Source organism: Xanthomonas sp. LF02-5, assembly GCF_034105325.1.
In the GTDB taxonomy this organism is placed as follows: Bacteria; Pseudomonadota; Gammaproteobacteria; order Xanthomonadales; family Xanthomonadaceae; genus Xanthomonas_A; species Xanthomonas_A sontii.
This window is the reverse complement of record NZ_JAXGGF010000001.1, coordinates 139,792-162,750: the sequence shown is the minus strand read 5'-3', so window position 1 is coordinate 162,750 and position 22,959 is coordinate 139,792. Positions and strand designations below refer to the sequence as shown.

General features: G+C 62.5%; 18 protein-coding genes, 1 other RNA gene and 1 pseudogene. 4 read left to right on the top strand and 16 right to left on the bottom strand.

Annotated features, from left to right (window positions below; all coding sequences use genetic code 11):
* Nucleotides 1–11: 11 nt before the first annotated feature.
* The 3 genes from SLW52_RS00770 to SLW52_RS00760 all read left to right on the top strand — a co-directional run bounded on the left by SLW52_RS00770 (nt 12) and on the right by SLW52_RS00760 (nt 3,026).
* On the top strand, nt 12–1,319 hold the full coding sequence (locus tag SLW52_RS00770) for an NAD(P)/FAD-dependent oxidoreductase (RefSeq protein ID WP_320739656.1): 1,308 nt from the start codon (nt 12–14) through the stop codon (nt 1,317–1,319).
* Nucleotides 1,316–1,735 carry a GtrA family protein gene (locus SLW52_RS00765; RefSeq protein WP_295936715.1) on the top strand — a complete coding sequence of 140 codons (420 nt, stop codon included), beginning with the start codon at nt 1,316–1,318 and terminating at the stop codon, nt 1,733–1,735. The genes SLW52_RS00770 and SLW52_RS00765 overlap by 4 nt, the downstream gene beginning before the upstream one ends.
* A gap of 76 nt (nt 1,736–1,811) precedes the next feature.
* Nucleotides 1,812–3,026: a hypothetical protein gene (locus SLW52_RS00760; protein WP_320739657.1), complete on the top strand. Its 1,215-nt coding sequence runs from the start codon at nt 1,812–1,814 to the stop codon at nt 3,024–3,026.
* Between the two features lie 25 nt (nt 3,027–3,051).
* Here the strand turns inward: SLW52_RS00760 and SLW52_RS00755 are convergent.
* The 14 genes and pseudogenes from SLW52_RS00755 to SLW52_RS00690 form a co-directional block, all read right to left on the bottom strand.
* A non-coding RNA gene (locus SLW52_RS00755) (sX9 sRNA) lies at nt 3,052–3,127 on the bottom strand.
* A pseudogene (locus tag SLW52_RS00750) lies at nt 3,119–4,049 on the bottom strand (IS481 family transposase); the annotation flags it as partial. The pseudogene SLW52_RS00750 and the gene SLW52_RS00755, both read right to left, overlap by 9 nt.
* A gap of 246 nt (nt 4,050–4,295) precedes the next feature.
* Nucleotides 4,296–6,635 (bottom strand): hypothetical protein, encoded by a 2,340-nt coding sequence (locus SLW52_RS00745; protein WP_320739658.1) that lies wholly within the window; start codon nt 6,633–6,635, stop codon nt 4,296–4,298.
* Between the two features lie 851 nt (nt 6,636–7,486).
* Nucleotides 7,487–9,199 (bottom strand): rhamnan synthesis F family protein, encoded by a 1,713-nt coding sequence (locus SLW52_RS00740; RefSeq protein WP_320739659.1) that lies wholly within the window; start codon nt 9,197–9,199, stop codon nt 7,487–7,489.
* Nucleotides 9,187–10,506 (bottom strand): glycoside hydrolase family 99-like domain-containing protein, encoded by a 1,320-nt coding sequence (locus tag SLW52_RS00735; RefSeq protein WP_295936728.1) that lies wholly within the window; start codon nt 10,504–10,506, stop codon nt 9,187–9,189. Before SLW52_RS00735 ends, SLW52_RS00740 begins: the two co-directional genes overlap by 13 nt.
* 442 nt (nt 10,507–10,948) lie before the next feature.
* Nucleotides 10,949–11,983 (bottom strand): class I SAM-dependent methyltransferase, encoded by a 1,035-nt coding sequence (locus tag SLW52_RS00730; protein WP_320744229.1) that lies wholly within the window; start codon nt 11,981–11,983, stop codon nt 10,949–10,951.
* On the bottom strand, nt 11,980–12,576 hold the full coding sequence (locus SLW52_RS00725; RefSeq protein WP_295936734.1) for a CatB-related O-acetyltransferase: 597 nt from the start codon (nt 12,574–12,576) through the stop codon (nt 11,980–11,982). The genes SLW52_RS00730 and SLW52_RS00725 overlap by 4 nt, the downstream gene beginning before the upstream one ends.
* Nucleotides 12,573–13,940 carry an ABC transporter ATP-binding protein gene (locus SLW52_RS00720; RefSeq protein ID WP_320739660.1) on the bottom strand — a complete coding sequence of 456 codons (1,368 nt, stop codon included), beginning with the start codon at nt 13,938–13,940 and terminating at the stop codon, nt 12,573–12,575. Before SLW52_RS00720 ends, SLW52_RS00725 begins: the two co-directional genes overlap by 4 nt.
* The gene (locus SLW52_RS00715; protein WP_295936739.1) at nt 13,930–14,769 is read right to left on the bottom strand and encodes an ABC transporter permease; all 840 of its coding nucleotides are present in this window, start codon (nt 14,767–14,769) and stop codon (nt 13,930–13,932) included. The genes SLW52_RS00720 and SLW52_RS00715 overlap by 11 nt, the downstream gene beginning before the upstream one ends.
* Nucleotides 14,766–15,962, bottom strand: coding sequence for a cystathionine gamma-synthase (locus SLW52_RS00710; RefSeq protein ID WP_320739661.1), 1,197 nt, complete (start codon nt 15,960–15,962; stop codon nt 14,766–14,768). The genes SLW52_RS00715 and SLW52_RS00710 overlap by 4 nt, the downstream gene beginning before the upstream one ends.
* Nucleotides 15,963–16,045: 83 nt before the next feature.
* Nucleotides 16,046–17,416, bottom strand: coding sequence for a pyridoxal-phosphate dependent enzyme (locus SLW52_RS00705; RefSeq protein WP_320739662.1), 1,371 nt, complete (start codon nt 17,414–17,416; stop codon nt 16,046–16,048).
* Between the two features lie 190 nt (nt 17,417–17,606).
* Nucleotides 17,607–17,825 (bottom strand): YdcH family protein, encoded by a 219-nt coding sequence (locus SLW52_RS00700; protein WP_010340228.1) that lies wholly within the window; start codon nt 17,823–17,825, stop codon nt 17,607–17,609.
* Nucleotides 17,826–18,160: 335 nt separating this feature from the next.
* Nucleotides 18,161–19,033, bottom strand: coding sequence for a hypothetical protein (locus SLW52_RS00695; RefSeq protein ID WP_152236069.1), 873 nt, complete (start codon nt 19,031–19,033; stop codon nt 18,161–18,163).
* Between the two features lie 17 nt (nt 19,034–19,050).
* Nucleotides 19,051–19,443, bottom strand: coding sequence for a DUF4398 domain-containing protein (locus SLW52_RS00690; protein WP_026144112.1), 393 nt, complete (start codon nt 19,441–19,443; stop codon nt 19,051–19,053).
* 99 nt (nt 19,444–19,542) lie between these two features.
* On the opposite strand from SLW52_RS00690, the gene SLW52_RS00685 reads away from it, so the two are divergent.
* Nucleotides 19,543–20,682: a PilT/PilU family type 4a pilus ATPase gene (locus SLW52_RS00685; RefSeq protein WP_017907532.1), complete on the top strand. Its 1,140-nt coding sequence runs from the start codon at nt 19,543–19,545 to the stop codon at nt 20,680–20,682.
* A gap of 502 nt (nt 20,683–21,184) precedes the next feature.
* Here the strand turns inward: SLW52_RS00685 and maiA are convergent.
* Nucleotides 21,185–21,841, bottom strand: coding sequence for a maleylacetoacetate isomerase (gene maiA, locus SLW52_RS00680; protein WP_152182542.1), 657 nt, complete (start codon nt 21,839–21,841; stop codon nt 21,185–21,187).
* A gap of 89 nt (nt 21,842–21,930) precedes the next feature.
* On the bottom strand, nt 21,931–22,920 hold the full coding sequence (locus SLW52_RS00675) for a fumarylacetoacetate hydrolase family protein (RefSeq protein WP_320739663.1): 990 nt from the start codon (nt 22,918–22,920) through the stop codon (nt 21,931–21,933).
* Nucleotides 22,921–22,959: the final 39 nt, after the last annotated feature.

Here is a 22,959-nt window from a genome sequence, read left to right as displayed (position 1 = left end):
AGACCAGAACCATGAGTACATTCGCGATCGTCGGCAGCGGCCCCATGGGCCTGATGGCTGCCATGGAACTGCTGAAGAAGGGCCACCAGGTCGACGTCTACGAACGCGATGACCGCATCGGCGGCATGTCCGCGGACTTCGACTTCGACGGCCTGCGCATCGAGCGCTACTACCACTTCATCTGCAAGACCGATTTCCCGCTGTTCAAGCTGCTCGAGGACCTGAAGCTGTCCGACCGCCTGCACTGGACGGACACCAAGATGGGGTATTACTACCAGGGCAAGCTGCACAAGTGGGGCACGCCGTTCGCGCTGCTCGGCTTCCCGCACCTGGGGCTGGTCGACAAGATCCGCTACGCCCTGCACGTCATGCACACCAAGGGCATCAGCGACTGGACCGCGCTGGACAAGGAGAACGCGCGCGACTGGATCACCCGCTGGATCGGCCCCAAGGCCTACAAGGTGATGTGGGAAAAGGCGTTCGCGCTGAAGTTCTTCGAGTACCAGAACGACCTGTCCGCCTCGTGGATCGGCACCCGCATCAAGCGCGTGGCGCTGTCGCGGCGCAACCTGTTCAACGAAAGCATGGGCTATCTGGAAGGCGGCTCGGCCGTGCTGCTGGAACGCATGGCCGCGGAAGTCACGCGCCTCGGTGGGCGCATCCTGCTGTCGCAACCGATCGAGGAAGTCGCCTCGGCCGACGGCAAGGTCACCGGCATCCGCACCCGCGACGGCCATCATGCCTACGACGGCGTGGTGTCGACGGCACCGATCCAGTACGTGCCTGGCATGGTGCCCGGCCTGCCCAAGACCTTCGCCGACCAGGTCGCCGCGATCGAGAACATCCCCGTCGCCTGCGTGATCCTGAAGCTGTCCAAGCCGGTCAGCGAGAACTTCTGGATGAACATCAGCGACGAGCGGATCTCCATCCCCGGCCTGATCGAGTACAGCAACCTCAACCCCGGCAAGGGCCCGGGCGAGCACATCGTGTACGCGCCCTACTACATGCCCAAGACTCATCCGAAATGGCAGTGGAGCAACCAGCAACTGATCGACGAAGTCATCAGTTACCTGCCGATGATCAATCCGGACTTCAAGCCCGAGTGGATCCGCGCAACCCATTGTCATCGCTACGAGTACGCGCAGACCATCTGCCCGCCGGGGTTCCAGGACATGCTGCCGCCGATGAAGACGCCGCTGGCCGGTTTCTACATGGCGGATACGGCGTACTACTACCCGGAAGATCGCTCGATCAACGAAAGCATCGCGGTCGGCCAGACCCTGGCCGATACGGCCGCACTGGGGACGGAAAAGCGGTGAAGGGGCCAATCCTGTCCCGGCAATTCCTCCTGTTCCTGATCGTAGGGGGGTTGGCTGCCGCAGTGAACTTTGGCTCCCGCATGGTTCTGAGCCATTGGATCGCCTATGTACCAGCCATCATCATCGCGTATGTACTAGGCATGATATCGGCGTTCACTCTCAACAAAATTTTTGTATTCAATCAAGCCAGAAATCGTCTACATCATCAGATGCTCTGGTTTACGGCGATTAATCTGGTGGCCCTTGGCCAAACGATCCTTATCAGCCTGTTGCTTGCTCGCTGGCTGCTACCGACACTTGGCATTGATTTTCACAACGAAACCATCGCACACGCCATTGGAGTCGCGGCGCCGGTCATCACTAGCTATCTCGGGCACAAGCGTCTTTCGTTCGCTTCGCCACGCACCATGAACTGAACAGGCTTATCGCATGACAAAGCGTCCTCCGCCCCTCCTCCATCGCCAGTCACAGATTGCTCAACCACAGCTACCTATGTTTTTGGTGATCCTGCTCGTGATCGCTTACAAGAGCAACGATGCGCTCAGCCATCCCCAATTTTGGGCCGAAGACGCCACCATCTTTTTTCAACAACAGTTTGGTCATAAGCTGCCTCAGCTTTGGGTTCCTTACGCTGGCTACCTGCATGCCATTCCTAGATTAGTGGCCTGGGTTGCATCATGGATATCCATTACTAAGGCACCCCTGGTATACAACGCATTTGCCATCGTCTTGAGCGCATCAGCGATTACCATGACTTGCCAGAAGTTGCGCTTGTACGTACCGGCCTGGGTAGTTGCGTTGTCATGCCTGGCGGTTCCGACCAGCGGTGAGATCTTCGGCACGATCACTAACGCGCAGTGGTTCCTGCAATTCGCATTAGGTGCCTGCTGCCTCTCGCCTGCATCTCCACGCCACGCCAACACCCTAGGATGGCTGCGCGTCATAGGCATACTTTTAATGGCATTGACAGGCCCCTTTTCAATCCTTCTCTCGATTATTATCACAGGCATGTTGGCATCCAGTTGGATAGCCAGGAAGTTGTCCTATGATCCATTCGACGGAGCCTTGCGTAGTTTCCTAAGCGAGCGTGACTGGCCAGCGTTATTGGCTCTGGGGCTGGGAGCGATAATCCAGACAGGCGTGCTGTTGGTAGCGCCTCCTACGGAAAGCGCCACGCACCATGACTTGTTAAAGGCCATAAATGCCACCTTCACCGAGCTAGTTCCTATCCATATGTTCGGTAATGACTTCCTTACCGGCACTAGTTGGCTGGTACTCTACGCGTTACTCATCGGGACGCTGGTGCTTTCAAAGCGAATCGATGGTCATGCGCGGCTGCAGGTCATGGGGTTCGCTGTCTTCGCCATACTTGAAACCATCGCTTCCGCCCTGCGCATCACGGATTTGCAACAGATTTACCAGCCAAGCGCAGCCGATCGTTATTTTTATCTCATAAAAGTGGTGTGGTGGTGGGTGGTCTGGCTAGCACTGCGCAGCACTGGAAGTCGCTTCCGCGCAACGGCGATCGTCTCGGCACTGATCTGCCTAGTGGCACTCAACAATCCTCAGTTCCAGAGGCGGGCCGCACTCAGCGATTTCTCCTGGCGTGACCACGCCTCCGACCTTGAGCAACCAGGTACACACACAATCCCCATCAACCCGCCGGGATGGAGCATTACGATCGAGGCGAAAAAGCAACAACAGTGAGCGAAATAGCACTGAAGCTAAGAGTGGTTAACAAGACGTCGCGAGCAGCCCCCAGAGGGGTTTGGACGGCGTGCAGGAACCGCTGTGTACCAGTTGCGTAAACTCACCACGTTGTTCATTGGAACACAGGAGATGGGAGACTTGTAGCCAAGGCTAGCGTGTGGTCGATGCCAGTTGTAGTTATGCAGCCAGCCCTGGAGGGCGTTGGCGCGTTGTGTGGACTCGATATAAGAGCGCGCATAGGCCCATTCTCGCAGGCTGGTCTGCACCAGCCGTTCGGCCTGCCATTGGTGCGCGGCGTGTAGGGTCGGGTTCGCAGATGGCGCAGGCTGAGCCATCGGACAAGGCATCGAAAGCGGCGTGATGTGTATCAGGCGCCGTTGTCGGTCAACACGCTACAAGCACACGCCCAGGCTGCGGTAGTAGCGAACCGCTTGCATCAGCGACCTGGAGACACTGATACCGCGTTCGTCGGGCTCGATGGTGCCGAAGGCCACGCGGGAGTGGTCGTCGATGGCAAGATGGACGTACTCCCAGCCAGTGCCAAGGGAGGTGATCATCGGTCACGCGGTGGCCGGGCTGGCGAAAATTGGCCAGCTTCTTGAGGTCCAGCTGCAGCAGTTGGCCGGGTTGGGCGTACTCATAGCGATTGCGCGGCAGGGCCGGCTCCAGATCCGCTAGCCGGTGCAGGCCGGCGCGGCGCAGCAACCGCGCGATGGTGCTCGGCGCCACAGGCAACTGCTCGGCGATCTGCCGATACGTGTGGTGTGAACGGCGCAGTGAGATGACCTGATCCACGACGCGCTGAGACGTGGCATGGCTTGGGTCTTGAGGCCGGGAATTGCGATCGGTCAAGCACTGCGCCCCCCATTCCTTGAAGCGCTTGAGCCATTTGTAGGCTGTTCGGACGCTGGCACCGGCCGCAAGCGCCGCTTCTTCCACGCGCAGCCCATGAACAAGGATGCGATCCACCAGCAGGGCTCGACCGCGAGGGCTCAAACGGGCATGTTGATGCAGGTTCATCCGGGGCTCCTGGGGGCTGGGTTGGCTTTGCAACCCCATCTTCCAGAGATGCCCCGGATGAACAACCTAATGAGAGATCACAACTAGCGGCATATAACCGTCCGGCCACTTGGCGGCTGCGCGGTAGTTTTGTTAGCTACTCAAAGGGATGACGCAAACTATGCGCGGGAGATTTGACAAGCGCTCGGGCACCCAAGTGATAGCAGTATCGCGCGCAGATCTTGGACTATGTCGCTACTGCGCGTGCTACTCCTCCCCGTCGGCACGGTGAGTAGCTGCCGTGACACCGCTGCATAGCAGCCACCGGTCGCCATCTTTTTGAAGAATCTGTATCTGGGAGTCTACCGGTAGCTGCCGCACATCCACATAGGCTTCAAAACCTGAGTATTCGAGTTCGGGATGGTTGAAGTGACGAGCGACATCAGGACGTGACACACGATAGGCAGGCAATGTGCCAAATTCCGATCCACCCGAACTCATCAGCAGCCGAACCCCCTGATTCGGCCTGCCATGCTCGGCATCAAGGGCGGCCCAGCCCCGAATCACGACCATTGGCTTGACGAGCGCAGAAGGTGCGCCGCCGACCGGGCGGCCATCGATCTCGTCGATACGGCACTGCCCCCCAATGGCGAAAGAAGACGGGCCTGCGCTAGGCGTCCTGGCACCAGCCAGAACCTCATCAACCGACGTGGACGCGGGTATATCCAGACGCGAAAAAACCAAACGATAACTGTGGCGCCAGAGCCAGCGCGTGCCCCGGGCCCCGGCGATACTAAGCGCGGCCACCCGGCGTTGACCAATTAGATTCGCTCGATAATGCGAACTCAACGCCGCGAAGTCCTTGGCATCTCTAACCGTCGGCGATAGCAAGAAACCACTACGCGCCATACCAGGAATGAAGCGAAAATCAGCTGTTGCCTCATCAACATAGCGCACGCGCATCGACAATTCGGGCAACTTGTAAAGCAGAGCAACCAATCTTCCAAGCAGGGTCGGCTGAATATCTACAGTGACCCATACCGGATGTTCCGAATCAGCGACGACCACATCCTCACCCAAGACTGCATCTACCTGACGTTGCACAACAGGAGTCAGCGGCGGCTTGGTTGGCAACGCACGCTCAAGCACAGCGAAGTCGCTGTTGAGTTGCTTCAAGGTATAGCTGCCCAGTAGTGCCGGCCAACTAGCGCCGTCATCGAGCGAAGGATAACGATTGTCGATTGGGGATAGAGCAAAATAGATCCGTGACGGCGGGTTACGAACCAAATGCTCAGCATTGATCATCACCAAGCCAGGAGTGTAAGCGGAATAGCTCTGCAAGATCGGCCGTGGTTTCCAGTTAGCCCCTGTCGCGAGCAACGGCGTCAATTCAACGGGATAGACATCCGCCGGTTCTTGACTGCGCACGAATGGTGGATGTGCCGCCAGTTGTGCAACATCGCGTTCAAACTGCGCTTGCAAGGCGCCTGAGTTATTCAGACGCGCCCATGCACCACGTGCATTTTCCGTCACCATTTCGGTGAAACGAGATACCGAGCCATCCAGCCCCACCGGCTGATAAGAAGACGCAATCAATGCCCAGCCGATCAACCCGATGGCGAAAGCGACTGGACCGCGGCCATCGCCGCTGGTCGGCCCCAACCAAAAGAGGAAGCCCACATAAGCCAAGCCCATCCCGGCGGTTAATGCATGGCCATCATGCCTGACAAACCCCGTCTTGAAGCACACAAATAGATAGGCCGCGAACAGCACAGGAAGATACCAGTGCCGGCGCAGACGGCTCAGCATCGAAACACCTAGCAGGAGAGTCGCCGCAAGGATGAATACGACGATATCAAGCCCACGTCCGGGCACCGACATAGCGCCGGTATATCCGGAGATGATCGGCAATTGCGCGATAAAGTAACCAGGCAGATCACCTATTCGTTGCCCAGCAAGCAACCAGGCGCAAATCAACGCCCCCACTTCCACCACGATAATTAGAAGAGCGCTGCGTGGCGACGACCGCCAGCAGAGCAAGATAGCCACAATAGTCGAAATTCCAACCATTACGCCAAAGTTACCCTTAACCAGCGGCAAAATCGCGTTGGCGGCAGCCAAAAGAGCCAAGGTCATAGTTATGGGCCGGCCACGCTCCACGCCGACACTGGCGACACAAGGCAATAAAAGTGGAAGGAACAAGAACAGCGCATCGCGCCCCCAGCAAAAGCTGATAAGCACCGGCAACCACAGCAGCAGCCAGCGCCGATGCGACGCTACCCATGCCCAAATGCCGGCAAAAAGCGCAACCGCTATTAGTAGCGATCCGCCGATCATCAGCATGTCGGTCGCGGGGTGGTAGACCCGGGTAAAGATCGACGCCAGAGGTCCGAAGGTAAAGATGATGTCTTGGCCAAAGCGCATATGCTGGGCCGTAGCGACGTTCATCGCATAGCTCCAAGAGCCGTCCAATCCAGCGAAGGGCATAGCGGGCGCCCAAGGCGTCACCATCAATATTACGAGCAGGAAAGCTACCACGACCGCATACCGGTTTGATGGCGACGTCGGCTGAATATCGGGGGACTGAATTAAGTGGCGGTCGTTCATGAATTTCTATGATCCAGGCCTTAGGCGGCCATTGTTAAGAACGAGAATGTAGGCAATTGCCAGCATGCTGATATTCAAAGCTCGGCAAGGCTGCACATCGGCGATTCCATTGACCTGATGTCGCGCAGCCTTGGCACACTAAAGGTGGTCCACTGACATACCACAAGGAAGTCCGCCAAACGCAGACTCCCGCATCTGGCATAAGCCTCCACAGCCCGCACAAGACCAATGGTTGATCTCATACGATGCAATAGCATCTTTGCGACATAGCGACATCGACGAATGACTGTAAATTCGCCAAGTGCAAGATATCGGACCTGAGGCACGACGAGAACATCGCCGTTAAACCGTAGCAGGCCACTTGTGCGACAGCAGTATTGCCAGCCGGCATGTCTAAGACATGCTAGCCACCCGGGGGAGCATCCCCTTATGCAGCGCAAAAGGGCGGAAAATCTCGCATAGTTGTAGTTGCCCGTTCGCTTGACGGCTCGGACGCAGAAGAACTCAAGCAATCGAGCGATCATGGCGACGATGTCCTGACTGCAATCGAGCGCAAAAATAGCCGCCTTTCGGCTTGGCATGCCCAGCATCGCGCAGAATGCGCTCCCAGTCCTCCAGCAGGCAGGGTAGAGATGACTCATGTTCATTGAGCCAATAAGCACCTTTAAACGGAGCCTGGCCGCCAGTCGCGTCGGCTGGTACAGGCTCATTGGCGAAACCGAAAGATCTCTGCTGCTCACATTCCAGCACGGAACTCGCCACCTTCTCCGATAAAGCCGCAAAGTACTCGGAAAGATGCTGACGCCATACTCGACTAATCACGCTGCCCCCGCCCCCCGCTGTGCACAACGCTAGTTCACACCATTAGCTGGCAGGACGGCAAGCCCACGCTTTTCGTAGTCTTCGTGTCGGAGCGGGACGCCCGGGCATCGCGTGGTACTTGCGAAATACCCTGACTGCTCAATCCATAGAACGAAGAGGCGTTCGATCACGTGGGCAAGCGTCGCATCGAGTTGACCCGCCTCAGGATCGAACTCGCTCAGGGCAATATTCCGCGCTTTCAAGGCATCCAACGCCACGGGCCGGAACCAAAACATGGTGCCAGCGAAGAACCCAAGGCGAATGCGCGCGTCATCGATAAGCGTTTCCGCGGCCAGCACCCGCAGGCGCTCCTCGTTGCCGCCCCAAAAGCGCGAGTTGCAGACATACGCACTCTCCGGCCCGATGATGCCGCAGGCGGGCTTGTGATCGAAGGCGTGCAGGATCTTCAGCACCGTGAGCGAGGAACCCAGCAATGACTTCATCAGATCGTCGCGCCACTGCCCACCGGCGTTGTGGTAAACGCTTTTCTTCGAATGAAGCTTGCACACCGCATCGTAGCGATCGAGAAGACCGGTGTTGAGCAGACTGACGAACGGACCGACGTCGCGCCCGATGTTCGGATGCACGAAAACGAAGGCGCGGACATTGCGCTCCTGGAAGTAGCGAACTGCGACCCGGTGGTCGGCGACCGACTTGACCGAGACGAACACGTCGTGGTCGACGATCACATTGCGCATGTAACCGTAGATGTTGTCGATCAGGTCCATGTGGTATAGGTGCAGGACGATCGCGAACCGCGCCCGCAGGCTTCCAGGAAGGATCGAGCGCACGCCGTAACGCTCGAGCTCATCCTTGGACGCCAGGACATTCTCCGCCGCGCCAAGGGGCGCCGCCTTGGCGCGCGTCTGGCGCATGCGCTGCACTTCGTGCTCGACCATCGCCCGCAACTGCGGGTCGGTCACCACGCTCGACAGATCGATATCGTTGACGCCATTGGGATCGTCGCGCAGCACCTCGCTCTTGATGAAGCCGAAGCTGCGATAGAGCTCGTCCCAAAGGAAATGCACGGGATTGGCTTCCGCGATCTCCTTGTTGCTCGGAGAGGAAAGGTCGCCGGCAGCGGCGTGGCGACGCTGCAGCCGCGCGGAAACCTTGCCTTCATGACTCGCGTCCGGCTCGAAGGCGGCCGCGATCTTCGCGCCATTCCTGAGCAGGCATTGGGTCAGGCCGATCTCGTAGGAAAGAATGATCTCCCACTTGTCCTCCAGCACACGCACGTCTCTCCAGAAACGATCGAAGTACTGGCTGAAGAACGCATTCTTGCGAAAAACCAGGAAATAGGACTGCAGATGGCGAGCCACCTGGAACGATTGCGTCATTCCCCAGGCATCGCAGTCCACATCGCGCATCTTGGCGAACGCCTTGCCGATGCCGCCACGGTCGATGGTCAAGGCGCTGTCGTTGGCGACGATCAGTTCGTCGTAGGCGTAAAGCGCCTCGACTGCGAAGATGCCGGTACGGAACGAGTAGAAATCGTAGCCAACGTTCTCCCGGACGATCACCTTGATGCGGGCATCGAGCGTGGCGGCCTGCTCCGGCGCCAGTCGAGTGGAGACCAGCAAAATGCGCTCGGCGTGCAACAGTAATTCGTCGAGCAGGCGACGGGTGAACTCGGTCAATAAGCCTTCGGCATCGAAATGAGCGACGACTGCAACGCGGCGCACCGGCTTCATCGGTTCCATGCGTTGTAGACCCGGACGGCGAACGCCCGCAGGCGCGGGAAGGGAAGCAGGCATCGACCAATGAAGGAACGCAAACCGGATGGCGAGGGCGAATTCATTTCGATGCCCTGCGGGTTGGTCCTGCGGACTTCCGCGGAGAGCAGCACGACGTCGTTCACGAGGCGATCGCGATCGTCCAATAGCGCCTTCAGCCGGTCTCCTCCAAGTGTACGCAACAGCCTTTCGTCCTTCAGGACCTCATCCAGTTCCGAGCGATCGCCCGACAACGCTGCATATGTCGCTTCGAGATAGGCAAGGCCATGCTTCAGGTCTGGCTCGAGATGGCACCCTTCGCCCCATTCGTTCCAAGCGTTGATGAAGATCACCTGATCCTCGGGCGCGTTGTTGACGCGGGTGTACTCGACCAGCTTGCGCAGCCAGTACGCGTAGAGCGACGGGGAGGATTCGGCGAGAATATGTGAGGTATGCTGGCGTCTGGCGGTGTTGTCCCAGGACGGGACGATACCGCGATACCAGCGAAACTCAGGCTTAGGGCGACCGATGGACTGCGCGATCACCTTGCGGTAATCGACAATGCCACCACGGAACTCCGGATTGGTGAACTCGATGTGGTGCGTCAGCCGGTTGTCGGCACCAATGAAGGTGTGCGGCGGAAACTCCACGGCGGCATCGAATCCCCATTCGCGCGGATCGACGATGCCATAGAACTGCACCGCCACCAGGTGGATTTCGCCGATGCCGTGCTGCCTGGCGACATCGCGCCAACGCGCGGTGGTCTCCAGGGAATCAGGGAACAGGTCGGCACGGTACACCAATACGATCGGCTTGTCGTCGACGCGAATGGCGCGCCTGTCGCTCAGTAGCGGGAGGATATCCTCAAGGAACCGACGATCCTGATCTTCACCATGTTTCTGCTCCAGCAGCACGTCCTTCTCGAGTCCATCCCAGGTGCGTGTCCAGTTCTCGTTTGCCCAGCAGATGCAGAATGGAAACTCGATGTCGCTTTTCAGATAATTATCGAGCGGCAGCTCGAGAATGCGGCGGCCATCGAACCAATAATAATAGAAACAAAATCCATGAACGCCGTACAGCTTCGCCAACTCTGCCTGCGCACGCATGTTGTCGACCAGGCGCAAATCGTAGAAGCCCAGTTCACGGGGGATATGCGGCTGGTAATGGCCGACGAAATTCGGCTTACCCTTGGCGACATTGGTCCATTCCGTGAATCCCGGCCCCCACCACTCGGAGTTCTCCGCCACGGGGTGGTACTGCGGCAGATAAAACGCGATAGCCTTCACGTGCTCCATTTCCATTCCTAAAAAACGATCGTTACAGGGCCCTTGGACGACCGCCAACCCCGACATTTGAAGCCCCATGAGACGGCATCCGGCGATGGCGCCTGGACACAATGCCCCAGACACCACCCTCACCGTCTAGCGTGAAATTCTACCATTTCGGGGCGATGACCGATGTCCGCACCAGCACCGCGCGTTGACGTTCAGCCTCAATCGCGCCGCGCTGCAGCCTAGCGCGCGGTAAAGACAACAAGCGAGCGCGGCACGGGCCTGCCCCCCCCCCCCCCCTGCAACGCGGGAGTTACGAACGAAACGATTGGCCGCGATCAGCCACCCAAAACGTGCTCACCGCACGCAAAAGCTGGGAGAAGCACGGTGACCCGTCACAGCGACCGGGTCTGACCTGAAGCGGGCAGCTTCGACGCTTGCCCCGTCCCTCAACCCAGAAAGACGATCAAGAACCCCACCACGGGCGCCGCACGCGATCCAGTTTTTGTTCTTGGCTTTCCAAGCGCTGCGCCACAGTCGCGATAGACGCCTGCAGGGACTGCACGTGTGCTTCGACAAGTGCCCGCTGCGCTACGCCGCTTGCTTCCACTTCCTGGGAGATCTGCTGCACGGACTGCGCCAGTTGTTGTACGCCCTGCAACTGCTCCTGGCACAGCTGTTGCAATTGCTGCCACTCATGAGCGCCCAACTCCGCCTGCCGCTGCTGAGTCTGCTGTTGTTCCTGGGTGAGACGCGCAATCTCCGCGCGCTCTGTGGCCAGCGCGACATAAAGGCGTTCGATCTCTTCCATGCCCTTGACGCTGCGACCCAGAGCATCGAACAGATGGTTGATCGGCGCGAATTGCCCGTCCGCCGCAACCTCCGCCAGCTTGACTAGCTCTGGATTTCGGTCCTCGCCCACCAGCAACACACCCAGCCCATGGGTATGAGTGAACTCGAACGACGGGTACTGCCGACTGATCTCGTCCCAGTACTGCCAGACACCGAATTCGCGCTCTCGCACGCAGGTGTCGTGGAACAGCACCACGGCACGCGAGGACAGCTTCGGCAACCAACTCTCAAAGTCCTCCCTCACCGCCTGGTAGGTATGCAGGCCATCGATGTGCAGCAGATCTACCGATCCATCGGCGAAGTACTGCAATGCCTCGCTGAAACGCATCCGCAGCATCTCCGAGATGCCGGCGTAGTAGCGCTGCTGGTAGGTGTGTAGTTCGTTGTAGACATCCTCGCCATAGAACCCGGCATGCTCGTCACCCTCCCAGGTATCGACGGCGAACACGCGTGCCGTCAACATCTGCTCGTCGACCGCCTGGCAAAACGCGAGGAACGAAGCGCCACGGTGCGTGCCCAATTCCACGATCGACTGCGGCTTGAGCTGCTCGATCAACCACGATGCGAAAGGAATATGACCCAGCCAGGCACTGAGCGACAACGAGCGCGGGATCATCAGCATGCTTGAGGAAAATGCGAATCCGATCATGGGACGAACTGCCTCGAAGGAACTGCGGAAATATCTTCACTGCACTCTGCAGCTTCGATGAATGCGGAGATGTCGCTATCGCTCAACAGCGACTCGAATGCGCGGATTTTCTCGATCGGCCAGTCCCACCAGCGAATCTCCAGCAAGCGCGCGACGCTCTGCGCATCGAAACGCATCCGTACCAGGCGCGCCGGATTGCCGGCAACGATGGCGTAGGGCGGCACGTCCTTGCTGACCACCGCGCCGGCACCGATGCAGGCGCCGTCACCGACCGTGACCCCGGAAAGCACCATGGCGCCATGCCCGATCCAGACGTCGTTGCCGATGATGGTGGGGCCTTTCGTATGCGGCAGGCCGTCCTGTCCGGCTCCCGGAGAGTTAAAGGCGATCCGCAGCGGGTAGGTCGTCACCCAATCGGACCGGTGCTCGCCGCCTCCGAAGAGGATCACCCCTTCGGCGATCGAACAGAACGCACCGATCTGGATCCGCTCGGCCTCGGTCCACACCTTGAATCGCGCTTCGCCATAAGTGAAGCGACCGACCGTGATCCGCGGATCGTTCGATACCAGCGGCGGAATGGCACCGTGATTCATCGCTCGGCTCCGACGCGCTTCATCGTCACTTCCTCGAAGGGAATGCCGACGAGCCCGTAGCGAAGCTTGGGCGAAGACACCTGGATCAGCACGGCATCGTGCAACCAGCAGTGCTGCGTGTGGGCATAGGGATCGCCATCGGCGATCGACACCGTCATCGAATACTCGCCATTTGGCAGCAGCGGCAGGGTGAAACGGAAGGACGCCTCCAGGCCGGTCTGCGCCTCGACCGCCATCGGCTGCACGTGCGTGTAGGTATGTTCCCCGAACAACGATTGACCGAGCCGGTCCTTGACGAAGAACCCGATCAACGGGCTTTGCAGCGCCTCGTGCGCGATCGCACGGATCTTCAGCACGACATGTTCGCCGCCTGCGAAGGCCGTGACCGACTCGCCCTGCTCATTGCAGAGCACGACCGAATCGATGCTCGCCACACCGGACTGCCAGCCGTCGGAATGGGCCACGTTGTCGAAGAGCTGGACCTTGAGATCCTTTTCGATGCTCGGCAAGGAAGGGGCCCTCGCTGCCGCGGCGCCTCCCGTCTGCCTGGATTCCAGTTTGACGGTGTCGCCATAGACTTCCTGGGCGCAGTACTCGATATACGCATTGCAGGTTTCCTGGGCGGTACCGTGCATGCGCATCTGCCCGCGATCAAGCCATACGGCGCTCTGGCAGAAATTGAGGACGGAGGAGGTGTCGTGGCTGACGAACAGCAGCGTGCCGTTCTCGCGGAACTTGCGCAAAAAGCGCATGCACTTCTGCACGAAGATCGCGTCGCCTACGGCCAGCGCCTCGTCGATCACCAGGATATCGGCATCGACATGCGCGATCACCGCGAAGGCCAGGCGCACGTACATGCCACTGGAATAGGTCTTCACCGGCTGATCGAGGAAATCGCCGATATCGGCGAATGCCACGATGTCCTCGTACTTCTGGTCCACCTGCTCCCGCGACAGGCCGAGGATCGAGGCGCTCATGTAGACGTTCTCGCGCCCGGTGAACTCGGGATTGAAGCCCGCGCCCAGCTCCAGCAACGCGGCGACGCGGCCACGCACGGCGACCTCGCCGGACGTCGGCTGCAGGGTTCCGCAGATGATCTGCAACAAGGTCGACTTGCCCGAGCCGTTGCGCCCGATGACACCGACCGTATCGCCGCGACGGACATCGAAGTTGACACCTTTGAGTGCCCAGAATTCGCTGTAGTAATCTTTATCAAGGGGCCTGTCTAGGAAACGCCACAGACGCGGCAAGAGAGCCTGCTTTAGACGATCCTGCGGCTGCATGTACACCTGGAAGCACTTGGTGACATCGGATACGCGGATCGCAAGGTCCGACGTGTCCGCGGAGGAGTGATTAGATGACATCGGCAAATCCCCGGCGCATCTTGCGGAAGCACAGATAGCCGAAACAGGCAACGAGCATGGCGAAGACGAAGTACTTGGTCAGACCGACGAAATCCGGCGCATTGCCCCAGACCAGCACGTCGCGCGCCTGCTCGATGATGAACGTGAGCGGGTTGAGATAGATCCACTTGCGCAGCCCCTCGGGCAGCGCGCTGACCGGATAGAACACCGGCGCCAGGAACATCAGAATCGTGGTCAGGATCCCGGTCATCTGACCGATGTCCCGCACGAACACTCCGAGCGCGGAGAACAACCAGGCGAGCCCCATGGTGAACAGCACCAACGGGAGCAGCACCAATGGGAAGTAAAGCACGGTCAGCGGCAGCACGCCGCGGATGAGCACTTGCGCGATCAGCAATACCGCCAACGACACCAGTGCATGGAACAGCGCCGCCCCCATCGCCACCCAGGGCAAGGTTTCCAGGGGAAATACGACACGCTTGACGTAGCTTGCGTTGCCGATGATCAGGGTCGGCGCCCGGTTCACGCACTCTGCGAAAATGCCATGCACCAGGATGCCGACGAAGAGAATGATCGCGAACTCGCCGCGATGCGACGTGTCCTGCCCCCAGCGCGCGTTGAACACCACCGAGAACACGAACGTGTACACCGCCAGCATCAGCAGCGGATTGAAGAACGACCAGGCCAAGCCCATCAGCGAACCGCGATAGCGGCTGATCACTTCGCGCTTTGCCAACTGATAGATCAGCGCGCGATTCGCCAGGAAACTACGCGCCATCGATAGCGGTGAAGTCAGCACGGCGCGCGCCGGTAAACGCACCGAACTCATTTCGCGTCACCTGCCAGAGCCCACTCCAAATCCCCGCGCAAATCCCCCAGATCCTCCACCCCCACGCTCAACCGCACCAGCGCATCGCTGATGCCGAGTTGCTCGCGGCGCGCGACCGGCACCGAGGCATGGGTCATGACCGCAGGATGGTTGACCAGGCTTTCGACGCCGCCCAGGGATTCGGCCAGGGTGAACAGGCGGGTGCGTTCGCAGAAGCGTTTGGCCGCGTCGAAGCCGCCCTTGAGCACGATCGAGACGATGCCGCCGTAGCCGGTCATCTGCCGGCCGGCCAGGGCGTGCTGCGGGTGCGAGGGCAGGCCCGGGTAGATCACCTTCTCCACCGCCGGGTGCGTCTCCAGCCACTGCGCCAGCGCCAGGGCGTTGTCGCAGTGCGCACGCATGCGCAGCGGCAGGGTCTTCAGGCCGCGCAGGGCCAGGAAGCTGTCGAACGGGCCCTGCACGCCGCCCACCGAGTTCTGCAGGAAAGCCAGTTGCTCGGCCAGCTCGGCGTTGTCGCCGACCACGGCCATGCCGCCGACCATGTCCGAGTGACCGTTGAGGTACTTGGTCGCCGAATGCACCACGATGTCCGCGCCCAGCGCCAGCGGCCGCTGCAGCAGCGGCGAGGCGAAGGTGTTGTCGACCACCACCAGCAGGCCGTGCTTGCGCGCGATCGCGGCGATCGCCACGATATCGACGATCTTCAGCATCGGATTGGTCGGGGTCTCGATCCACACCATCTTCGTGGTCGGGCGGATCGCCGCCTCGAACGCGGCCGGGTCGGTCAGGTCGACGAAGCCGAACTCCAGTGCGGCGGTGCGCTTGCGCACGCGCTCGAACAGCCGGTAGCTGCCGCCGTACAGGTCGTCCATGGCGATCACGTGGCTGCCGCTGTCCAGCAGCTCGATCACCGTGGCGGTGGCGGCCATGCCGGAGGCGAAGGCGAAGCCGCGGCTGCCGCCCTCCAGGGCCGCCACGCAGCGCTCGTAGGCGAAGCGGGTCGGGTTGTGGGTGCGCGAGTACTCGAAGCCCTGGTGCTCGCCGGGACTGGACTGGGCGTAGGTGGAGGTCGCGTAGATCGGCGGCATCACCGCGCCGGTGCTCGGGTCCGGGTGCTGTCCGCCATGGATGGCCAGGGTCGCCAGCGCCAGCGCGGAGCCGTCGCCATGGGGGTTCGACGTGTTGTCCGTCATGTGGGGTTACCGGAAAAGGGGCGTGATTCTAGCAGCGCGGTCTGAACGGCCCCATGCAGCCGGGGCCGTTCAGACCGCAGGGATTACTGCACCCGGCGGCGCAGGTAGTTGAGCAGGTCGATCCGGGTGATCAGGCCGAGGAAGGCGCCCTCGTTCATCACGATGGCGACCTGGCCGCGATCGAACACCGGCAGCAGGGCCTCGATCGGCGATTTGACGTCGAGCCGGTCGAGCTTGCTGACCATGGCCGTGGCCACGGGATCGCGGAACCGCGACTCATCGCCGTATACATGCAACAAGACATCGCTTTCGTCGACGATGCCGACCAGTTGGTCGCCTTCCATCACCGGCAGCTGCGACACGTCGTACAGCTTCATGCGCTGATAGGCGGTGGTCAGCAGATCCTTGGGGCCGACCACCACCGTGTCGCGCTGGCTGTAGGGGCGCAGGATCAGGTCGCGCAGGTCGCCGTGCTGCGGGCGCTCCAGGAAGCCGTTGTCCAGCATCCAGTAGTCGTTGTACATCTTCGACAGGTACTTGTTGCCGGTGTCGCAGACGAACACCAGCACGCGCTTGGGCTCGGCCTGTACGCGGCAGTACTTCAGCGCCGCCGCCAGCAGGGTGCCGGTGGAGGAGCCGCCAAGGATGCCCTCCTTGGCCAGCAGTTCCCGCGCGGTGTGGAAGCTCTCGGCGTCGCTGATCGAATAGGCCTTCTTGACCCGGGTGAAATCGGAGATCGCCGGCAGGAAATCCTCGCCGATGCCTTCCACCAGCCAGCTGCCGGACTTCTCGCTGACCGTGCCCTGCTCGATGTACTCGGTCAGGATCGAGCCGACCGGGTCGGCCAGGACCAGTTCGGTGTGCGGCGAGGCGGCGGCGAAGGCGCGCGACAGGCCGGTCATGGTGCCGGAGCTGCCGCAGCCGAACACGATCGCGTCCAGCCGGCCGTCCATCTGCCGCAGGATCTCCGGGCCGGTGCCGAACTCGTGCGCGGCCGGGTTGTCGGGGTTGCCGAACTGGTTGATGAAGTAGGCGCCCGGGGTCTCGGCGGCGATGCGCGCGGCCAGGTCCTGGTAGTACTCGGGGTGGCCCTTGGCCACGTCCGAGCGGGTCAGCACCACCTCTGCGCCCATCGCCTTGAGGTTGAAGATCTTTTCCCGGCTCATCTTGTCCGGCACCACCAGGATCAGCTTGTAGCCCTTCTGCTGGGCGACCAGGGCCAGGCCGATGCCGGTGTTGCCGGCCGTGCCCTCGACCAGCACCGCGCCGGGCTTGAGATCGCCGCGGCGCTCGGCCGCCTCGATCATCGACAGGCCGATCCGATCCTTGATCGAGCCGCCGGGATTGGCGCTCTCCAGCTTCAGGTACAGCTCGCACACCCCGGTGTCGAGCTTGCTGGCCTTGACGATGGGGGTGTCGCCGATCAGGTCGAGTACGGAGGAGTGAATGGCCATCGGGTCCGAATGCGTCGCGCCGCGGCAGCGGCTGGACCGGGCATTATCCGCGCTCGGGGAGGGAAAGTCAGAGAATGCGCGCGGCAGAGACGAAAAAAGCCGCGGTCGCGGCTTTCGGAGGGGATGACGCGGACGGTGGCAAGCCGACGAGGAGGCCAGCCACCGCCCGCGACAAGAGGGAATAGTACGGTCAGTGCGGCTTCTGCTCGTAAAGGCGCAGCAGCTTTTCCTTGGCGGCGAGCTTTTCGCGCTTCATCTGCGCCAGGGTGACATCGTCGATCGGCAGCACGCCGAGCTCGGCGTCCATGCACTTCTTGTCCAAGGTCTTGTGGCGCTGGTAGAGCTGCTTGAACTCCGGATCGGACTTGATCAACGCGTCGATTTCGGTCTGCGGTTGCCCTTCGAACATAGGAATAGCCTCCTTCAGCTAGAAACAAGAACGCCCCGGCCGCTGCGGCACGGGGCGTTGCCTGGGAGCGGAAGCGCGCGAGCCGCCGGCTGCACCGCCACAACGCCTGGAACCGCGGTTCCTGCGGCGTCGGACTGCGGTACGTGCCACTGCGTCATTGGCTCGAACTCCTCCGTTGGCACCAGGCGGCGGGAGTGCCGCCTGGACTACCGACCCTACGCCTCCCCACCGCCGCGGACAAGAGAAGCAGGCCCGCTTTGTCGCATTCAGTTGCTCGGCGCTCAGGCCCAGGGAAAAACCCCGTTAAACGCCGCCGCGCAGGGGCACGACACGGCTCAGGGCGCGATCACCACTTCGGCCGAACGGGCCTTGGTCGAGGGCCCCTTCTTGCCGACCGCCTGCACCCGGTTGGCGGCGACGCCGCCGCCGACCAGGGCCGCGCGCAGGGCATCGGCGCGCTTCTGCGCCACCCCGGCGTCGGTGTCGTAGGCCTCGACCCGCACCTTGCCCTTGCTGATCTGCAGGTACTGCGACAGGGCCTTGGCCTGATTCGCGGCATCGCCCGACAGCGCCGCCTTGCCGGCGCCGAAGGCCGCGCCGGAGAAGGTGAAGACCTCCCCACGGCCCTCGAAGCGCGAGGCCGGCAGCTTGGTGCCGGCGACCAGTTCGGCCTCCTCGCGCGCCAGCTTGGCCGACTTCTGCTGGGCGGCGCTGAGCTTGGCGGTCTGCTGACCGGCGACGCTGGCCAGCGCCGCATCCGCATCTGCCCGTGCGGCCTGCTCGGCCTCGGCCGCCTGACGCAGGCTCTCGGCCTCCTCGGCCTGGATCTGCGCCTGCACGCGCAGGCGCTCGGCCTCCTGCCGGGCGCGCGCGGCCTCGCGGCGGCTGGCCTCGATCAGCAGGTCGCTGCGGGTCTTCTCCAACTGGTCGACCTGGCGTCGGGCGATCTCGGCGCGGGCCATGGTTTCGGCGATCTCGACCCGGCGCTCGGCCAGGTAGCGCGCCTCGTCGCGCTCCTTGCGCTTGGCGTTGGCGAAGTTGGCCACCGCCTGCTGCGCCTGCAGGCGCTCGTAGGCGGCGACATCGGCGTTGAGCGGATCGGCCTGCAGCGCCACCAGGCGCTGGTTGAGCACGGCCAGTTCCGGGTCGTCGGCGGCCATCGCGCCCAGCGGCGCCAGCAGCAACGCCAGCAGGGCCAGGCGGCGCATTCCATGCAGGGCGCGGCTCATGGGCGGCCCTCCCCGGTGCCCAGGGTCTGTTGCAGCTGGGCCACCTCGGCCTGGCGCTGCTTCAACTGTGCATTGGCCACCGCCTCCTCGCTGCGCGCGCGGGCCAGGTCGGCATCGGCCGCCACGCGCAGGGCCAGCTGTGGTGCGGTCTTGCGCTGGCGGCGGTCGAGCGCGGCCTGTTGCGCCTGTTCCAGGCCCTGGCGGGCACTGGCCAGCAGGTCCGGCGCGTACTGGTCGGCATCGGCCTGGACCGCACGCTGCACCGCCTGCTGCGCGGACAGCAGCTCCGGCGAAGCCACCTGGGCGAACGCGGCCGGCGCGGCGAACAACGCCAATGCGCAGGCCATCACATACTGCTGACAACGGAAGTGTGCGAAGCTAGTTTTCATCTAGGGGGGCCGTGGACGGAGACGTCGGTCACGGCCATTGTCGGAAGCCTGTGGCGCGCTTGCAACGGGCGATTGCGGATCGTTGGGGAACCATTGCGCATGGATATCGGCTATTTCCTGAAGCTGATGACCGAAAAGAACGCCTCGGACATGTTCCTGACCACAGGAGCACCGGTCTATATCAAGATCGAAGGCAAGCTGTACCCCCTCGGCGCCACCGGCCTGCCGCCGGGCATGGTCAAGAAGATCGCCTACTCGTTGATGGACGAGGGCCAGGTGCCGCAGTTCGAGCGGGAGCTGGAATTGAACATGGCCATCGCCCTGCAGGACGCCGGGCGCTTCCGCGTCAACGTGTTCAAGCAGCGCGGCGAGGTCGGCATGGTGATCCGCGCGATCCGCAGCAAGATCCCCAGCATCGAGGAGCTGCACCTGCCGCAGGTGCTCAAGGACGTGATCATGACCCCGCGCGGACTGGTCCTGGTGGTCGGCTCGACCGGCTCGGGCAAGTCCACCTCGCTGGCGTCGATGATCGACTACCGCAACAGCACCACCACCGGGCACATCCTCACCATCGAGGACCCGATCGAATACCTGCACAAGCACAAGATGTCCATCGTCAACCAACGCGAGGTCGGCCTGGACACCCACGCCTTCCACAACGCACTGAAGAACGCGATGCGCGAGGCGCCGGACGTGATCCTGATCGGCGAGATCCTGGACGCGGAAACCATGGAGGCAGCCATCGCCTTCGCCGAGACCGGACATCTGTGCCTGGCCACCCTGCACTCCAACAACGCCGACCAGACCATCGAGCGCATCCTCAACTTCTTCCCCGAGAGCGCGCACAAGAACGTGCTGATGAACCTGTCGCTGAACCTGCGCGCGGTGATCTCGCAGCGCCTGGTCAAGGACAGCAGCGGCCGCCGCCGGCCGGCCTCGGAAGTGCTGCTGAACACGCCGATGATCCGCGACCTGCTGCGCCGTGGCCAGGTCCACGAGATCAAGCAGGCGATGGAGGAGTCGCTGGAGGAAGGCATGGAGACCTTCGACCAGTGCCTGTTCCGCATGGTCAAGCAGGGCCAGATCGAGCAGGAGGAAGCGCTGCGCGCGGCCGACTCGCGCGACGGCCTGGCCCTCAAGTTCCGCCTGTCCGAAGGCGGCAGCGGCGAGCACGATCCCTACGCCGACTACGACAGCGGCCCCAGCGCCGCGCCGCGGATCACCCACGGCTTCGTCTGAGGTATCGCCGTGTTGTCGTAGGCGCAGTTTCAGCCGCGACCGGGCGTTCGCAGCCGCCTGGTCGAACTGGCCCCGCAGCGACGGCGGCAACGACGGACCGTAGGCCCAGCGGCGGTCGCCGCGGGTCGCCCTTGCGCGGACAAACGCCACTTCCACGCAACTGCGCGTCGGGACTGAAGTCCCTCCCACAGTGCACCCAGCGAGTACGCCGCAAGCGCGTGTGGAAGCGACTTCCGTTGCGACGCGTGAAGGCCGAAGTGTCCGGAAAACTGCAATCGGGACTGAAGTCCCTCCCACAGCGCACCCAGCGAGTGCGCCGCAAGCGCGTGCGGAAGCGACTTCCGTCGCGACGCGTGAAGGCCGAAGTATCCGGAAAACTGCGGTCGGGACTGAAGTCCCTGCCACATCCTCATGCTCACCGGTGCGGCAGGGGCTGGTGGCCGACTGACAGCAACGGATGCCCGGTCGCGGCTGAAGCCGCTCCTGCGACGATAGTCCCAGCTTACTGCGCGTCGGGCTGGTGTTCCGGGCGCGCCGCGTCGAATGCCGGCAGCGCCAGGCAGGCGCGCTCGATCCGCTCCAGGGTCGGGTAGGCCTGCAGATCCACGCCGAAGCGGCGCGCGTTGTAGAGCTGCGGCACCAGGCAGCAGTCGGCCAGGCCCGGCTGCTCGCCGTGGCAGAAGCGTCCGGTGTCGGGCGACTCGGCCAGCAACTGCTCCAGCGCATCGAAGCCGGTCTGCATCCAGTGCCGCATCCACTCTTCGCGCTCGGGTTGCGGCACGTTCCAGGCGCTCTCGAAGAACTGCGTCACGCGCAGGTTGTTGAGCGGGTGGATGTCGCAGGCGATCAGTTGCGCCAGGCCGCGCACGCGGGCGCGATCGATCGGCGCGTCCGGCAGCAGCGGCGGCTCCGGCCAGCGCTCGTCCAGGTACTCCAGGATCGCCAGCGATTGGCGGATCGGCTGGCCCTCGTGGCACAGGGTCGGCACCAGTTCCTGCGGGTTCAACCGCGCATATTCCGGCGAGTGCTGCTGTCCACCGTCGCGCACCAGGTGCACCGGCAGCGACTGGTAGGCCAGACGCTTGAGCTCCAGCCCGATGCGCACCCGGTACGCGGCGCTGGAGCGCCAGTAGGTGTAGAGCTGCAGTGCCTCGTCCATGCCCGCCTCCGTCTGCGCAATCGACAACGATACCGGTGGACACCCGGGCTGCGGCGCCGCCGGTCGCCCCGGCACCGCCGCCGGCCGGGTCAGGGCAGCGGCGCCTGCTCGATGCGCTGCTCGATCGCACCGAAGATGCTCACTCCGTCACGGTCCAGCATCTCGATCCGCACCACGTCGCCGAAGGACATGTACGGCGTGCTCGGCTTGCCGTCGCGCAGGGTTTCCACGGTGCGCTGTTCGGCGAAGCAGGAGGCACCACGCGTGGTGTCCTGGTTGGCGATGGTGCCCGAGCCGACCACCGCGCCCGCCGCCAGCGGCCGGGTCTTGGCCGCGTGCGCGACCAGTTGCGCGAAATCGAACTGCATGTCCTCGCCCGCCTCGGGCGCGCCGAACCAGGCGCCGTTGATGTGGGTCAGCAGCGGCAGGTGCACCTTGTTGCCCTGCCAGGCCTCGCCCAGTTCGTCGGGAGTGACGAACACCGGCGACAGCGCCGAACGCGGCTTGGACTGCAAGAAGCCGAAGCCCTTGGCCAGTTCCGGCGGAATCAGGTTGCGCAACGACACGTCGTTGACCAGGCCGATCAGCTGGATGTGCGCGGCGGCCTGCGCCGGGCTGACCGCCATCGGCACGTCGTCGGTGACCACCACGATCTCGGCTTCCAGGTCGATGCCGTAGTCCTCGCTGACCACCTTGACCGCATCGCGCGGGCCGTAGAAGCCGGCGCTGACCGCCTGGTACATCAGCGGGTCGGTGTAGAAGCTCTCCGGCACCTCGGCGCCGCGCGCGCGGCGCACGCGCTCGACGTGCGGCAGGTAGGCGCTGCCGTCGAGGAACTCGTAGGCGCGCGGCAGCGGTGCCGCCAGCGCGGCCATGTCCAGGTCGAACTGGCCGTCGGCGCTGCCGTCGTTGAGCGACTCGGACAGCGCGTTCAGGCGCGGGGCGAGGTTGCTCCAGTCCTCCAGCGCGCGCTGCAGGGTCGGCGCGATGCCGGTGGCGCGCACGGCGCGGGTCAGATCGCGGGACACGACGATCAGGGTGCCGTCGCGACCGCCTTCCTTCAGGGAACCTAGCTTCATGTCCGTCCAGTGCTGGGGGCTGAGCCGGCGATTGTACGG